Consider the following 16666-nt stretch of genomic DNA (forward strand, 5'->3'; position numbering starts at 1 on the left):
TGATTTTATCCTTTAGAAATATCGCCAGAACCAGATGTTTTAGTATCCACTTTCTCAGGATTACCTCTATATGAAATATCACCTGAGCCAGAAACTCGTGCCTTAATTGATTTTTTAGCAGTTACTTGAATATCTGCAGATCCCGATACAGTGGCACTTACATTGTCCGCTTCAAGGTTATATGCTTCAATATCACCACTACCAGAAATTGTGGCATCAAAATCTTTAGTAGTACCACTCAAGGTTATATCACCAGACCCAGACATGCTAGCGGATAACGAATTTGATTCAATATCTAAAGTAATATCTCCTGAGCCGGACATTGCCGTGCTAAATTTATCAGATTTAATTTTTGTTTTGCCAACGATGTCTCCTGAGCCCGACATAGAGACTGAACTTATTGATTCAACCGGAACGGTAATTCGAATTTCAGATTTCCAAGAACTGCTTTTGAGGTTTACACCTTTTTCAGTTTTAATGACCAGTTTGCCATCTTTAACCTCTGTGATAATATACTCCAAAAGGTTTTCGTCGCCCTGTAGTGTAATGTCACCTTCGTTTCCTGAAACTAAATCTACATCGAACCAACCAGAAACTGCAATTCCTTCATAATCTCCAGTGCTTCTTTCTATGGTAACATTGTTTCCATTTCCTTTAATAGTTTTTCCCCATTGAGCAGAACAGGACAGGGTGATTAAACCTGTAAATAGTAGTACACTTAATTTTTTCATGTTTTTCGTTTTAATTTTATTGATTATTTTTTAGTAAAACTTATTCCGCCGTAATCACTTGATAGTATTACTTTGTTACCACTTCCTTTAGTACCGTAAAAACCTTCATAATGTTTGTCTGAAGATTTTTCGGTACTGATGTTTATGGTGAAATCATCTTTCCCACTTACACCAGCATAACTTGTAGTTATATCAAAATCGAAGTGATATTGGCTATTATAACCTATTTTCATACCGGTATAATCTGTTCTAATATTTACATTGCCTGCATCTGCAGCTAGTTCCTCTATTCTTATTGAACCATAATCAGCAACAATAGAAACATCACCGTGAACGACACCTAATTTGACAGTTATATAATCGCCATTGCCGTTAATGCTGTTTAATTCTTCTATATCCATGTTACCGTAGTCACTGGTATATTCCAAATCTTCCATTTTACCAATACTAGCATTTGTATAGTCTGCATTAATGCTAAGGTTACCTGCTTTTTCTATAGTAAAGCCTGAATAGTCTGCTCTAATTTCTCCACTATTTATATATTCAATAGTAGATTTAGAAGTATAGTCAAAATTTAAACGATTATTTCGACCTCTTAGTTCTCCTATTTCTAGTCGCCCATAATCACAATTAATTTTGGCATGACCATCGATTCTATCTAAGATTATATTTCCGTAATCATTATTTAAATCTACATTATTTTTAATAGGAACCTTGATAGTGTAATTGATTTGCATGTTAACATTATTGTTGTTGCCCCAATTCCATCCCCATCCATTACTATTTTTGTTAAAGATGGTTTCTGCGGAAACCATGTCGCTACTAGCATTAAAATCAATCCGAATCTCATCTAATTTCTTTTGAACTTTTTCTTCATTATTGCCATTGGTTTTAATATGTACCTCTATAATTACGCGATTTTCATTCCAAGAAGTAATGTTCAAATTACCATAAGAATTGCTGATTTTTAAAAGTGCGTTCGAATTTACATTGAATTCCTTTTTTATGGTTTTTTCTTTGGTATGTTTACCATCAAAGCTCTTATCGTGTGCGGTTACTGCGGTTGAAAAAGCTATGATTAATAGCCAAGTATATTTAAATTGTATAGTTCGCATCATTTGTGTTTTTTATAGTTTTAATATTCTCTATTTGTATCATTACTTCATTTAGAAGTTCTATTCTAGTTTGAAAATTTGTAATCATGGCACTTAATATTAATTTACTGTTGCCGCCATTTAAAAGATCTTGTTCCATTTCGGTATAATTAAATTCAAGTTTTTTTAATTGAACCATGGTGTCATTTATTATTCTTTCTGTCTCTGGTGATTTTTCATAATTTAAATCTTTGACTTGCTCCTCAATTAAATTTGCAAAGTAAAATTGTGTTTTAGAAGCTTCAGGCGAAATTTTGGCAACTTTTTCGTCAATACTCCTTGCTTTATTAAATTGAAATATTCCTACGGATAATAGGATAGCAATTGTAGCGGCAACAGATAATATACGCAACCAAGATTTTTTTTTCTTAGGAGCAAGTGTTGCCACGCCTTTAGATTCATTTAGTTTTTTTAAAAACCGTTGTTGGTGCCCGTTTGTGGGTTCCGCGAAATCCAAATCGTTCTGTAGCTTATCAAAAAGCACATGTAAATTATCTTTCTTCATTAGACTGCGAGTATTAATTTTTTTCTAAGACTTTCCTTTGCTCGTGAAACTGTAGTTCTACAATTTGCGTAGCTTATATTCATTATTTCACTTATTTCTTCATAATCAAACCCTTCTATTAAATGTAAGGTCAAAGAAATTCTGTAATTGTCTTTCAAATCTTTCATGGTTTCCATCACTTTTTGAGCCTTTAGTTCTGTAAACACATGGTCAGATGCAATTCCGTCATTATCTTCGACCTTGTACATTACCTCATCTAAAGCAACTTCATTCTTTTTTTGTTGCTTTCTATATTGATGAATGCTGTTATTGATTACAATGCGTTTCAGCCAAGACCCAAAAGTTACTTCCCCTTTAAACGTATGCAGTTTTGTGAAAGCGCTTAAAAACGATTCTTGCATAATGTCTTCTGCTTGGGCAGTGTCTTTTACGATTCTTAATGCTGTATTGAACATGGCTTTGTAATACCTATTGTACACTTCTAGCTGTGCACTTTGTTTACCGGCCATGCAACATTGCAAAAGCTCATCAATATGTTCTCTTTTTTGGCTCAAAAAGTGATTGGTTTATGTAATGATGATTCAATTTACGGTTTGTTACAGTTTAGTTTAATTATTATATTAATATTCTTTTTTATAGAAAACTTCTTAATAATCAGAACTTAATATTTCAGTTGGCACAAGAATTGAAATAGTAATGTTTCAAAGAAAGCTTTAATTGCTGTATTTACTTTGTTCTCATTGCCTTTACAGCATTTATGTATAATTTATAAAAATAAAATTCTGTTAGCATGGTGACAGAATGACCGATATATGAGTATGAAAGATTCTAAATTTTCAAATTTTGACAATATGTCTTTACAGGGAATCGATCAGGATTCTGAGTTAATACCGTTATTGACCCCTGAAGATGAAGAGCAAATGAATAGTGAAACGTTGCCAGAAACGTTACCTATTTTGCCTCTAAGAAATACAGTGCTTTTTCCCGGTGTAGTAATACCTATAACCGCTGGGAGAGATAAGAGCATCCGATTAATTAAAGATGCAAATAATGGATCTAAGGTAATTGGTGTGGTTTCTCAGAAAGATGAAGAAACCGAAAATCCTGATGTTAAGGATATTAATACTTTAGGAACAGTAGCTAGAATATTGCGAGTACTTCAAATGCCAGACGGTAATACGACAGTTATAATACAAGGTAAAAAACGATTCGAAATTGCTGAAGTTTTAACTAAAAAGCCATATATAACTGCTACAGTTAGGGAGACTAAAGAAGTAAGACCAAAAAAGAATGATAAAGAATTTTCGGCTATCATAGAGTCTATAAAAGAATTGGCGCTTAAGATTATAAGGGATAACCCGAATATTCCTAGTGAAGCCTCTTTTGCTATAAAAAATATTCAAAGCGATTCATTTCTTATAAATTTTGTATCCTCTAATCTAAATTTAGATGTAAAGGCTAAACAAGAATTATTAGAAATAAGTAGTTTACAAGAAAGAGCATTAGCAACATTGAAATATATGAATGTTGAGATGCAGAAATTGGAGCTAAAGAATGACATCCAATCCAAAGTTAGAAATGATTTAGATCAGCAACAACGCGAATATTTTCTACACCAGCAGATGAAAACCATACAAGAAGAGTTGGGTGGTGTTTCTTATGATGAGGAGTTTGAGGAGATGAAAATCAGAGGCAAAAAGAAAAAATGGGGTAAAAAGGTTAAAGAGCATTTTACAAAAGAGCTGTCTAAGATGCAGCGAATGAATCCGCAAGTAGCTGAGTATTCTATTCAAAGGAATTATTTGGATTTGATGCTTGATTTGCCTTGGAAAGAATTTTCAAAAGATAAGTTTGATTTAAAACGTGCCCAACGAATTTTAGACCGTGACCATTATGGTCTTGAAGATGTTAAACGTAGAATTATCGAATATTTGGCCGTTTTGAAATTGAGAAATGATATGAAGTCACCGATTTTATGTCTTTATGGCCCACCGGGTGTAGGTAAAACATCCTTAGGTAAATCAGTTGCAGAGGCATTGGGTAGGGAGTATGTAAGAATATCATTGGGTGGTTTGCGTGATGAGGCTGAAATTAGAGGTCATAGAAAAACCTACATTGGGGCTATGCCAGGAAGGATAATTCAAAGCCTAAAAAAAGCAGGAACATCTAACCCTGTATTTATCCTTGATGAGATTGATAAATTATCGAACAGTAATCAAGGTGATCCTTCATCTGCGATGTTGGAAGTTTTAGATCCGGAGCAGAATAGTGATTTTCACGATAACTTTTTAGAGCTAGGTTATGACCTATCAAAAGTAATGTTTGTAGCCACGGCTAATAATTTAGGTAGTATACAACCTGCGCTTAGAGACCGTATGGAAATTATTCATGTAAGTGGATATACGATTGAAGAGAAAGTAGAAATTGCTAAGAAACATTTGCTGCCAAAACAATTGACTGAACATGGTTTGAATACAAGCCATTTGAAAATTGGTAAACCCCAATTAGAGAAAATAGTTGAAGGGTATACCCGCGAATCTGGGGTGCGTTCATTAGAGAAGCAAATAGCAAAAATGGTGCGTTACGCTGCTAAGTCAATTGCTACAGAAGAAGAATACGAGATTAAAGTTAACAATGATATTATTATCGAAGTATTGGGAGCTCCCAAAATGGAGCGTGATAAGTATGAGAATAATGAAGTTGCAGGTGTTGTTACTGGTTTAGCATGGACAAGTGTAGGGGGTGATATACTATTTATAGAATCTATCCTTTCAAAAGGTAAAGGTGCCATGACCATTACCGGTAACCTTGGTAAAGTCATGAAAGAGTCTGCTACTATTGCGATGGAGTATATAAAATCAAATGCAGAACGTTTTGGTATTGAGCCAGAAATATTTGAAAAGTATAATGTGCATATTCATGTTCCTGAAGGTGCAACGCCTAAGGATGGCCCAAGTGCAGGTATAACAATGTTGACATCTTTGGTTTCTTTATTCACTCAAAAGCGAATCAAAAAGAGTTTGGCAATGACAGGTGAAATTACGTTACGTGGAAAAGTATTGCCTGTAGGTGGAATTAAAGAAAAAATTCTTGCAGCCAAAAGGGCTCGAATTAAAGAAATCATTCTTTGTGCAGATAATGAACGTGATATTAAGGAAATAAAAGAATCCTATTTAAAAGGATTGACATTTCATTATGTAAAGGAAATGTCTGAGGTCATTGATATTGCTATAACCGACGATAACGTTAAAAACGCAAAAGAGCTATAACTGTTCTTTTATTTATACTTTTGGAATAATGAAAAAAATTACCATAGCTATTGATGGATTTTCTTCCACAGGTAAAAGTACTTTGGCTAAACAATTGGCAAAGAAGTTACATTACATCTATGTAGATACTGGTGCGATGTATCGTGCAGTGACATTATTTGCAATGAGGGCTGGTTTTGTTGAGAATAGTAAAATTGATAAGATTCCTTTAATTGATTCTTTGGATGCTATTGATTTGAAATTTGTTTTTAATGCCGATTTAGGCTTTGCCGAAATGTTTTTGAATGGTAAAAATGTAGAGAAGGAAATTCGAACAATGCCCGTTTCAAAGAATGTAAGTCAGGTTGCAGAGCTAGAACTAGTACGAAAAAAGCTTGTGGGCATGCAACAGATTATGGGAGCCGATAAAGGTATGGTTATGGATGGTAGAGATATTGGTACCGTTGTATTTCCTGATGCTGAACTTAAAATTTTCATGACAGCTTCACCAGAGAAAAGAGCGGTTAGGCGTTATAAAGAATTGTTGGATAGGGGAGAAGATGTAAAATATGCCGATATTTTGGAGAATGTTCAAAAGCGAGATTATATTGATAGTAATCGAGCAATTTCACCTTTGAAAAAGGCAGATGATGCTATCGAATTCGATAATAGCGATTTAGGATTAGAAGATCAGTTTCAAAGAATTTATGAGCATGCGCTTCGAATTATAAATAAGTAAGCATAAAAAAGGGGTTAGCATTGCTAACCCCTTTTTTTATTAATGTAATTTCTATTTGTTCGGTATAACCAAAACTTGATCAGGATGAATAACATCAGGATTTTTCAAAATGCTTGTATTGGCTTCGAAAATTGCTTTGTATTTCATAGCGTCACCATAATAATGTTTTGCTATTTTACTTAAAGACTCACCACCTTTAACAACGTGTCTGTGATAAACAGAATCGTCTTCAACTGTAATGTTAGCTTTTATGTCAGAAGGACTTTCACCGCCTAATTGCTTGATTTTGTCCCACATTAGGTCTTTTTCGTAAGGAGTTTTTGCTTCTCCTTTAACTTTAAGAATATCACCTTCAACGGTTACTTTTCCATCCTTTATTCCTAATTGCTCACCTAGGTCTAAAACACCTTGGTATTTTGCTTTAACACTCATAATAATACTTTTTTTAATGGTTAATATAATGCTTCTAATATACGCATATTTATAATATTTTATTCTAAAATCGTGCCATAATCAATAAATGAATGAAACATAGTAGGTTGAGTTGTCTGTTTTAAATAAAATGATTATTTTTGCACACCTTTTTTGCAAGGAAGTCAAGAGAAAAAGGATAAAAAAAAATCAATATAACTACTTTCATAGTCGTTGCCTAAGTCTTGATAAGGTTATGAAATACAAATTAATAATCAGCAAATGGCTGAAGAAAAAACAAACGCAGAGGTAGCTGAAACTACTGAAGCAACACAACAAACTGCTGTAAAGACTCCACAGCAAGATCCACAAGAATTTTTAGAGAATTTCAATTGGGAAAAATACGAACAAGGAATTGAGCGTGTTGATGATTCAAAATTGAAAGAATTTGAAAAATTAGTGGCTGAAAATTTCGTTGACACTGCAGATGCAGAAGTTGTTGAGGGAAAAGTGGTTTATATTACTGATAGAGAAGCTATTATTGATATCAACGCAAAATCTGAAGGTGTAATTTCGTTAAACGAATTTCGTTACAACCCAGGTTTAAAAGTTGGTGACAAGGTAGAGGTCTTGATTGATATCCGTGAGGATAAAAGTGGTCAATTAGTATTGTCTCACAGAAAAGCAAGAACTATCATGGCTTGGGATCGTGTTAACGCTGCTCATGACAAAGAAGAAATCGTTAGTGGTTTTGTTAAATGCAGAACTAAAGGTGGTATGATCGTTGATGTTTTTGGAATTGAGGCATTCTTGCCAGGTTCACAAATCGATGTGAAGCCTATTCGTGATTACGATCAGTATGTAAACAAAACAATGGAATTCAAAGTTGTGAAAATCAACCACGAATTTAAAAACGTTGTTGTTTCTCATAAAGCGCTTATTGAAGCTGATATTGAAGAACAGAAGAAAGAAATCATTAGCCAACTTGAAAAAGGGCAAGTATTAGAAGGTGTTGTTAAAAACATTACTTCTTACGGTGTCTTTATTGATCTTGGTGGTGTTGATGGTTTAGTTCACATTACTGACCTTTCTTGGAGTAGAATTAATCACCCGAACGAGGTTGTTGAATTAGATCAAAAATTAAATGTTGTAATTCTTGATTTTGATGAAAACAAATCTAGAATTCAATTAGGTCTTAAGCAATTAGAGAAGCATCCTTGGGAAGCTTTAAGTGATGAGATTAAAATTGGAGACAAAGTTAAAGGTAAAGTAGTCGTTATAGCTGATTACGGTGCATTTATCGAGGTTGTTGAAGGTGTTGAAGGTCTTATTCACGTATCTGAAATGTCATGGTCTACACATTTACGTTCCGCTCAGGATTTCGTAAAAGTAGGTGATGAGGTTGAAGCTATTGTATTGACATTGGATCGTGAAGATCGTAAAATGTCTCTTGGTATCAAGCAATTGACTCCAGATCCTTGGACTGATATTACAACTAAATATCCTGTAGGTTCTAAACATAAAGGTATCGTAAGAAACTTTACAAACTTTGGTGTTTTCGTTGAACTAGAAGAAGGTATTGACGGTTTAATTTATATCTCTGATCTTTCTTGGACTAAGAAAATTAAGCATCCATCTGAATTCACTAATGTAGGTGATACTTTAGAGGTTGAGGTGTTAGAATTAGATGTTGATGGTCGTAAGTTAAGCTTAGGTCATAAGCAAACTACTGAAAACCCTTGGGATAAATACGAAACTGAGTTTGCGTTAGGTACTGTTCATAAAGCAACAATATCTGATGTAGTTGATAAAGGTGCAACAATTGAATTTAACGAGGATATTACTGCATTTATACCACAACGTCACTTAGAAAAAGAAGATGGTAAAAAACTAGGTAAAGGCGATGAAGCAGAATTCAAGATTATTGAGTTCAATAAAGACTTCAAACGTGTAGTAGCTAGTCATACTGCTATTTTCCGTGAAGAAGAGCAACGTAATGTAAAAGCAGCTGTAAAAAGGCAAACTGCTAGTACAGAGGAAGCTAAAACCACTTTAGGGGATGCTAACGACGCGTTACAAGCATTGAAGGAGAAAATGGAAGCAGCTGATTCTAAAAAGAAGAAGTAATTTCATAATACAATCCTTAACAGGATTATAAGTAAAAGCCCGGATATATATCCGGGCTTTTTTAATTTTCATTTAATCAGTTCCTATTAGGGTTCTAACAAAATGAATTACTAGGGGAGATTTTAATATGAATAAAGTTTATATAGCTTCTGTTCATTACTTTATACTAATTGATTTTTCTCTTCACAAACCATAAGTCTTCTAAACTTAGATTCAAAGTAATAAGATGATAGTTTTCTTTGATCAAAACGTTTTGTAATATACCTTTAGATCCATAACTATATGAAAGGTTAATCATAGAATGTGTGCCTCTACTAGTTGGTATACCAACCCCTGCAGTAAAATTGTAACCTTCTACTTTGTTGTCACCTATGGCCAAATATCCATTATCATAATTATAACCCAATCTGTAGCTTATTCTTTGACCGTATTTATAACTAGTGGGGTCATGAATATATTCTAAGCCAAAAGCATAAATATTTTGGTCTTGATAACCGCCAATATTTTTGGATTGGTTGGTATCTGTCCAAAAGTTTTTCTTGTAATCTGCACTCAAGGTTATCTCATCTATAGGTTTTATGCTCATACCAAATCCAAGTTCTAACGGTAGCTTAAAATCTGAAACATAATCGGAGCTTTCATCTTCAACAGAAATTTCAATTCCCGATAGAGTTTTGGTTACGGACCTTTTAAGGTTACCGTTTAAATTTGTGGGTAATTGCACTGTGCTACCAATAGTAATTTTGTCATTGATATCATATTGAATTCCAAAGCCTAGTCTTGCACCACTATAATTAGTTTTTACTATAGATTCAAATGAGGTAGAACTATAAATAAAGGATTCAGTTTCTTCAATATTTCCAAATAAAAACGATGTACTTAAACCAAGTCTCAATTTAGGTGTAAGTGCATAACCTACATTAAGTTTAAGATCGTTTAGACCTCCCAAACCGGTAATGTTGCTCACAAAACTTTCTGTTGAACCTTCAATATTGCTACTGACACCTAGAATGGAATAACCAACGTCACTATAAGGTGTCATGGTAATACCTGCGCCTAAATTTTCCATTATTCTAAATCCGAAAGCTAAGTTGGAAAAATTTACATTTGATTTACCTTCAGTTGTTGAATGATTACTGTAATTATTAAACTCTCCAGTAACCCCAATATCATATAAAAAGGAGTTTTGGGGTGTTAACGCATAGGTAGACGGATTGAGATTATTAAGTTCGTAAATTGATTTAACGCCAATGCCACTATAACCCAAACTGTTGAATTTTCCTATACTTGTTTGATTGATAACACCTAAACCGTAAAGGGAATAAGGGGAACTGGTTAAAGCTTCCGACTGTGCCGAAAGTTGATGCATTACTAATAATAGAAATCCTAAAGCATTAAATATTAATTTATTAATCTTCATCGTAAATAGCGTATGTTAATTCTAGAATAGTTTGGTTTTCGCCATTTCCATTGGCATTCATAATAAATCGATCTACCGTAGAATTGTAGTTTAGAGGTAGTAGAATCAAAGCATCATCTATATCTCTAGTTTTGAGCTGTAATTCTTCTAAGTAAGTAGCGATAGGAATTTCGTAATAGATATCATTAAATTCTTCATTGTCCCTATTAAGAATTGCGTATGACGTTGTAGATAATAATCCACTTAGTGCATTATTTTGATCTACTACATAAACAGCGAGAGTGTCTCTTAATTTTAAATGATTATCATATGATTGAGGAGTGGGCGTAATTTTTAAAATACCATCTAAGATTGTTCCATTGCCTGGTATGTCATATAGAGAAGTAATTGAAGGGAATTGAATTCTCATAGCTACACCAACACCTGATTGAATATAACTTTGGCTGTTAGATGCCGAACTTGCTAGGTTTATTGTGCTATTGGTTAAAGTTTGAAGCGGCTCAATTGAATTTTCAGCGGTTATGCTATTAAAAAATGGTATTGGGCTGGTTAATGTATTTATTTGTATATCTATATATTCTTGAATAGATTCATCTGAAGTTGCTGTACGGAAATACATACGCATATAGGTTTTTTCTGAAGATTTAGAAAAACCTATTATAGATCCATCATCAGTTTCATCGGAGAGTATACCTAAACCTTTAAAGTAGTCGCTAAATTCATCAGTGTTAACAATCGATTTATCTTGTAGTTGAGTAAATAGTTCAGTACCTAAATCATCTAAGAGTTTAATGGTAATAGAATCTCCAGATAATGGTCTAGGATAGTATTCTAGCGAACTAAGTTCAGTTTCATCATAAGATATAGAACTGGTGTTATAGAAATAATCGTCATTCTTTGGTTTTAAATTTTCACTAATTCTTTTTATATGTAAGGTATTTCTCTGTAGTGTATCATTATAATAATAATTGTCATACCCTAATACCAAAACTATACTGTCGTATTCAGCTGAGGTATCTATAGTATATGAACTTGGTAAAAACTGCATATTACTTGAGGCTTTCACATTTCCGAAAACTGTATCGTTATACCGACCTACTAAAATTCTAGTAGATTCAGATGTAGGTATACTGTCGAATTTGATGGTCGATGTATTAACTGCTAATGTGTCTATTGAAAAAAGGCGAATATTACTTTCGGTAAATGTTTCGCCGGCGACAAATTCAGAATCGTTATAGTTTTCTTCACTACAAGATATTATGAGGGTAGATAATATAATAGCGAACAATACCATATAGGTTGGTCGTATTTTGGTTGAGAACACTTTCATTGAGAGTTTAATTTTTCTCAAATCTAAATGTCAAGTATGGTTGTAAAAATCGGAATAGACAAAACCGGAATGTTTTAAGATGAACGCTAACATTTAAACTACTAATGAAATGATTGTGTTGGTAGATTAAAATGCAGGTTTCGTATGTTAAAAACAAACCTTTATCTATTGTGTTTTTTGTACGCTAAGGTCTCTAGTAGATTTGAATTCGATAATAAAGAAACTTTAAACAAAAAATAATGAATAAAAGAAAATCGTATGTATACAAGATTACCGGAATGGCATTAATGGCCATGGTAATCTCTAGTTGTTCAAGTGATGATGATAATGACGATTTAGGTAACTGGATAGATAAATCTGTTTTCGACGGTAGTGCTCGTAGTAGTATTTCAGGTTTTACTATTGATAACATTGGGTACATGGGTGTTGGTTATGATGGTGATGATTACCTAAAATCTTTTTGGGCCTATGACATAGAGGGCGATTATTGGTCTCAAAAAGCTGATTTTCCTGGGGTGGCTCGTAATGCTGCTGTAGGTTTCGAAATCGACGGTATGGGTTATATAGGTTCGGGTTATGATGGCGTTGATGAATTGAACGATTTTTACACGTATAATACAGCGACGAATACATGGGCAGAAATTGCTTCTTTTCCAACTACAAGAAGAAATGCAGTGGCATTTGGTATTAATGGTTCTGGTTATGTAGGTACGGGGTATGATGGTGAAAATGACCGTAAAGATTTTTGGAAATACGATCCAGGAACAGATACTTGGCTAGAATTAGTAGGCTTTGGCGGTAACAAGCGAAGAGCAGCGACTACTTTTACGATTAACGGAATCGTGTATTTAGGTACTGGCGTTTCTAATGGTGTTTATTTAGATGATTTTTGGGCTTTTAATCCAACTACTGAAGTTTGGACCAAAAAACTAGATTTAGATGAGGAAGATGAATATGTGATAACTCGTAGTAATGCTGTTGGTTTTACCTTAAATGGATATGGTTATATAGCTTGTGGAGAATATGGAGGTACTACGAGTACGGTTTGGGAATATGATTCGTCTACAGATGAATGGGAACAGAAAACTAATTTTGAAGGTACTTCGCGACAAGATGCTATTGCTTTCTCAACCGGTACACGTGCTTTCATTGGTATGGGTAGAACGGGCAGTCTTTATTTAGATGATTTAGATGAGTTTTTTCCTCTTGATGAGTATGAAGAGGAAGATTAAGTTTTCATAATGAGTGGAGTTGTTAATTTTTTGGGTCAATCTAAGTGGATTGGCCCATTTTTAAACATTTATTTATGAGTTCTAGAGCAAAATTTAACATGGTGATAGCCCTATTTTTGGCGGTATGCTTTGTCTGTTTGTTTTTTTATCAAAAAGTAGTTTTAAATGACCTAGCAATACATTGCGAGGTTGTCAATTTGAAAGTTGGTTATGGGTACCAAATTTTGAGGGGAGAAAAAATATTGATTTTACAAGAATTTATTCCTGGTTTACCTGGTAAGCAGGTTTTTAAAACAAAGGACGAAGCACTTTCTGTGGCTAATTTGGTACTAGGTAAGATAGATAATGGAGAATCCCCAATTTTAATGCTATCGGATATCTCAAAATTAGATATTTCTACAATTAGCAATAACTGATTTGACTATGGATTTGATTATTAAAAATAGGATTCAGATTGTGGTTCATATTAGTATTTGGATATTATTATATGGACTTTCTTTTTATCCGATTTTGAATGATGCAAGACCAATTCCGTCTGACGTTTTTCCAAAGTTGATTGTAATTATAGTTTTATTTTATTTCAATTATTTTTATTTGGTACCAGCGTATTTGTTGCGTAAAAATGTGCTCATCTATCTTTTGGTTTCATTGGTTTTGTTAGTCGTTTCTGTACTGGTCCTAAATCATTTTTATCAACCGAAATTTCCTACTAATGATTTTATACACATGCAGCCTCCAACAGATTTTGGATATATGTGGGTATATAGGTCTTTTATTAGCCTTGGTATCCCATATGTAATAAGTGCAATTTTACGAATGTATGTAGAGTGGAAACACAATGAAAATCTACGACAATCTGTAGAAAAGGAGAATATAAAGTCAGAACTCCAATTCTTAAAAGCCCAACTGAACCCACATTTTTTATTTAATACTCTTAATACCATATATGCACTTTCTGTAAAAAAGTCTCCAGATACTTCTGAGGCTATAGTTGACCTTTCTGAGTTAATGAGGTATATGTTGTATGAGGCAGACAAAGATTTAGTGCCCTTGAATAAGGAGATAGATTATATTAAGAGTTACATACAATTACAGCGATTGCGATTAGCTGATAGTGAAAATGTTTCTTTGAAAATAACGGGCGAAGATAGGGGTAGAGCAGTACCTCCATTATTGTTTATTTCTTTTATTGAAAATGCATTTAAGTATGGTACAGATTACAAGGGTAAAACTTTTGTCAAGATCAATTTAGATGTTACTGATGAATCTGTCTTCTTAAACGTCAAAAATAAAATCGGGATTTTTAAAGAGCCAACTAGCAATTCTGGTATCGGTCTAGAAAACATCAGAAATCAATTAGAATTAATATATCCTGCGTTGCATAAACTTGAGGTTAAGAACGATGGTGAAAATTATGAAGTATCCTTAACTATTTATCAAAAAAAGCAGTCCCTATGAAATGTATTATTATAGATGATGAGCCCCTAGCTATCGAGATTTTATCTGGTTACTGCGAGAAATTGGATTTCTTAGAATTGGTGAATACCTATACTAATCCCTTAGATGCAATTACAGAGATTAAGGACAAGAAAATAGATTTGATATTCTGTGATATAGAAATGCCCCAGATTAACGGTATCGATTTTATGGGCACTTTAGATAATAGGCCATTGTTCATTTTTACAACAGCCTATTCGCAATATGCAGTCGACGGATTTGAATTGAACGCTGTTGACTATTTGGTAAAACCAATACCTTATCATCGTTTTATAAAGTCAGTGTCAAGAGTTCAAGATATAATTTCAAAAAAAGAAAAACCAACTATGATAGCAAATGTTTTTCCATCGAACGGAGATAATTCTATAGATAAAAAGTTCATTTTCGTAAAAGCGGAATATGAAAGTATAAAGATAGATTTAGACCAGATAGAATATGTTCAGGGCTTAAAAGATTACCTGAAAATTCATATTTGTAATACTAATAAGACCATTTTAACTTTAATGAGTTTTAAAGAGATTATGAACAAATTACCATCTAATCAATTTCTTAGGGTTCATAAATCATATATTGTTAATGTCAATTATATTAAAACCGTTCAACGAAACAGGATTGTTATAAGCGATATGCGTATACCAATAGGTGAAAGTCATAAAGAAGCTTTTTACTCCATATTAGGACTGTAATTTCTTCTGCTAGAATTTGATATTATTATTTTTGATTTTACTAACCACTATAAGCTACCAAAGTTTAGATAGAATTATCTATTTTTGTTTAGCTAAATGCATGGGTGTCTATTATGAGTCAAAAAGTTTTACTCTCTTCCAAAGAAATAAATATCATCCTGCATCGATTGGCTTGTCAGCTTCTTGAAAACCATTTAACTTTTGAAAACACAGTACTTATAGGCATTCAACCTAGAGGTAAATTTTTGGCAGAGCGGTTAACCAAGATTTTAAAGGAAGAGTATAAGGTGAAGCATATCGACTTAGGTTTTTTAGATATTACCTTTTATCGTGATGATTTTAGAAGAGGGGATAAAACTCTTGAAGCGACCAAAACCCATATAGATTTTTTAGTTGAGGATAAAAATGTAGTACTTATTGATGATGTGCTTTATACAGGTAGAAGTATTAATGCTGCTTTAACGGCTTTACAATCATTTGGGAGGCCTAAAGATGTTGAATTACTATGCTTAATTGACCGAAGATTTAGCAGGCATTTACCTATTCAGCCTAACTATAGAGGTCGTCAGGTAGATGCTATTAACGACGAAAAAGTAAAGGTGATGTGGGAAGAAAATGATGGAGAGGATATCATATATTTAGTAAATAGATAAAAAAAAATGAGCGAACTGAGTGTTAAACACTTACTGGGAATCAAATATCTTAAGGAAACTGATATTCAACTTATTTTTGAAACAGCCGATCATTTTAAAGAAGTAATTAATCGGTCAATTAAAAAGGTTCCTTCACTTCGTGATATTACCATAGCTAATATTTTTTTTGAGAATAGTACTAGAACTAAGTTATCTTTTGAACTAGCTGAAAAAAGACTGTCAGCGGATGTTCTTAATTTTTCTGCAAGTCAATCATCGGTTACGAAAGGGGAAACCCTCATAGACACTGTGAACAATATTTTATCTATGAAAGTAGATATGGTAGTGATGCGGCATCCTAATCCTGGGGCAGGCATATTTCTTTCGAAACATGTAAAAGCTTCTATAATTAATGCTGGTGATGGTGCACATGAGCATCCAACACAGGCGCTATTGGATTCATATTCAATACGTGAAAAATTAGGAGATGTAGCTGGTAAAAATGTGGTAATTGTTGGTGATATTCTTCATTCTAGAGTTGCCCTATCGAATATATTCGCCTTAAAATTACAAGGGGCAAATGTTAAAGTGTGTGGGCCTAAAACACTATTGCCAAAGTATATAGATTCTTTAGGTGTGGGCGTTGAAACTAATTTAAGAAAGGCTTTAGAGTGGTGCGATGTAGCTAATATGCTGCGCATACAGAACGAAAGGCTTGATATTAGTTATTTTCCGACAACAAGAGAATATACGCAGCAGTTTGGGGTCAACAAAAAACTATTAGATAGCTTAGATAAAGAAATTGTAATTATGCATCCAGGCCCTATCAATAGAGGTGTTGAGATTACGAGTGATGTTGCAGATTCAAAGCAGTCGATAATTTTGAATCAAGTTGAAAATGGTGTAGCTATACGTATGGCAGTTATTTATTTATTGGCATCTAAAATAAAGTGA

16 protein-coding genes are annotated in these 16666 nt (G+C 33.4%); 9 read left to right on the forward strand and 7 right to left on the reverse strand.

Annotation, left to right across the window (positions count from 1 at the left end; all coding sequences use genetic code 11):
• Window positions 1–5 precede the first annotated feature (5 nt).
• Genes B5X55_RS10690 through B5X55_RS10705 form a run of 4 tightly spaced genes read right to left on the reverse strand, consistent with a single transcriptional unit; the run spans window position 6 to window position 2944 of the window.
• Entirely contained in the window at window positions 6–731 is a 726-nt protein-coding gene (locus B5X55_RS10690) for a head GIN domain-containing protein (RefSeq protein WP_079512621.1), read from the reverse strand.
• A gap of 23 nt (window positions 732–754) precedes the next feature.
• Complete coding sequence (locus tag B5X55_RS10695) at window positions 755–1846, reverse strand: DUF4097 family beta strand repeat-containing protein (RefSeq protein ID WP_079512779.1); 1092 nt, start codon at window positions 1844–1846, stop codon at window positions 755–757.
• Window positions 1827–2390, reverse strand: a complete 564-nt coding sequence (locus B5X55_RS10700; RefSeq protein ID WP_079512622.1) for a hypothetical protein — start codon at window positions 2388–2390, stop codon at window positions 1827–1829. The genes B5X55_RS10695 and B5X55_RS10700 overlap by 20 nt, the downstream gene beginning before the upstream one ends.
• Window positions 2390–2944: an RNA polymerase sigma factor gene (locus tag B5X55_RS10705; protein ID WP_079512623.1), complete on the reverse strand. Its 555-nt coding sequence runs from the start codon at window positions 2942–2944 to the stop codon at window positions 2390–2392. The genes B5X55_RS10700 and B5X55_RS10705 overlap by 1 nt, the downstream gene beginning before the upstream one ends.
• Window positions 2945–3208: 264 nt before the next feature.
• Between B5X55_RS10705 and lon the strand changes: the two genes are divergently transcribed.
• On the forward strand, window positions 3209–5659 hold the full coding sequence (lon, locus tag B5X55_RS10710; RefSeq protein ID WP_079512780.1) for an endopeptidase La: 2451 nt from the start codon (window positions 3209–3211) through the stop codon (window positions 5657–5659).
• 28 nt (window positions 5660–5687) lie between these two features.
• On the forward strand, window positions 5688–6377 hold the full coding sequence (gene cmk / locus B5X55_RS10715; protein WP_079512624.1) for a (d)CMP kinase: 690 nt from the start codon (window positions 5688–5690) through the stop codon (window positions 6375–6377).
• 51 nt (window positions 6378–6428) lie between these two features.
• Here cmk and B5X55_RS10720 read toward each other — a convergent pair whose 3' ends face one another.
• Complete coding sequence (locus tag B5X55_RS10720) at window positions 6429–6809, reverse strand: LysM peptidoglycan-binding domain-containing protein (protein WP_079512625.1); 381 nt, start codon at window positions 6807–6809, stop codon at window positions 6429–6431.
• 261 nt (window positions 6810–7070) lie between these two features.
• Here B5X55_RS10720 and rpsA point away from each other — a divergent pair, with 261 nt between their 5' ends.
• The gene (gene rpsA, locus B5X55_RS10725) at window positions 7071–8915 is read left to right on the forward strand and encodes a 30S ribosomal protein S1 (protein ID WP_079512626.1); all 1845 of its coding nucleotides are present in this window, start codon (window positions 7071–7073) and stop codon (window positions 8913–8915) included.
• Window positions 8916–9081: 166 nt separating this feature from the next.
• Here rpsA and B5X55_RS10730 read toward each other — a convergent pair whose 3' ends face one another.
• Window positions 9082–10335: a BamG family beta-barrel-assembly machinery protein gene (locus B5X55_RS10730; RefSeq protein WP_234999715.1), complete on the reverse strand. Its 1254-nt coding sequence runs from the start codon at window positions 10333–10335 to the stop codon at window positions 9082–9084.
• Window positions 10325–11665: a DUF4270 family protein gene (locus B5X55_RS10735; RefSeq protein ID WP_234999716.1), complete on the reverse strand. Its 1341-nt coding sequence runs from the start codon at window positions 11663–11665 to the stop codon at window positions 10325–10327. The genes B5X55_RS10730 and B5X55_RS10735 overlap by 11 nt, the downstream gene beginning before the upstream one ends.
• Before the next feature lie 239 nt (window positions 11666–11904).
• Between B5X55_RS10735 and B5X55_RS10740 the strand changes: the two genes are divergently transcribed.
• The 6 genes from B5X55_RS10740 (at window position 11905) to B5X55_RS10765 (ending at window position 16666) form a co-directional block, all read left to right on the forward strand.
• The gene (locus B5X55_RS10740; protein WP_079512627.1) at window positions 11905–12897 is read left to right on the forward strand and encodes a Kelch repeat-containing protein; all 993 of its coding nucleotides are present in this window, start codon (window positions 11905–11907) and stop codon (window positions 12895–12897) included.
• Window positions 12898–12971: 74 nt separating this feature from the next.
• Window positions 12972–13313, forward strand: coding sequence for a DUF4907 domain-containing protein (locus B5X55_RS10745; protein WP_079512628.1), 342 nt, complete (start codon window positions 12972–12974; stop codon window positions 13311–13313).
• Window positions 13314–13320: 7 nt separating this feature from the next.
• Entirely contained in the window at window positions 13321–14355 is a 1035-nt protein-coding gene (locus B5X55_RS10750) for a sensor histidine kinase (RefSeq protein ID WP_143814463.1), read from the forward strand.
• Entirely contained in the window at window positions 14352–15080 is a 729-nt protein-coding gene (locus tag B5X55_RS10755) for a LytR/AlgR family response regulator transcription factor (RefSeq protein WP_079512629.1), read from the forward strand. Before B5X55_RS10750 ends, B5X55_RS10755 begins: the two co-directional genes overlap by 4 nt.
• A 113-nt stretch (window positions 15081–15193) precedes the next feature.
• Window positions 15194–15733 (forward strand): bifunctional pyr operon transcriptional regulator/uracil phosphoribosyltransferase PyrR, encoded by a 540-nt coding sequence (gene pyrR, locus B5X55_RS10760; RefSeq protein ID WP_079512630.1) that lies wholly within the window; start codon window positions 15194–15196, stop codon window positions 15731–15733.
• Between the two features lie 6 nt (window positions 15734–15739).
• Entirely contained in the window at window positions 15740–16666 is a 927-nt protein-coding gene (locus B5X55_RS10765) for an aspartate carbamoyltransferase catalytic subunit (protein ID WP_079512631.1), read from the forward strand.

This window comes from Maribacter arcticus (genome assembly GCF_900167935.1).
GTDB classification, from domain to species: Bacteria; Bacteroidota; Bacteroidia; order Flavobacteriales; family Flavobacteriaceae; genus Maribacter; species Maribacter arcticus.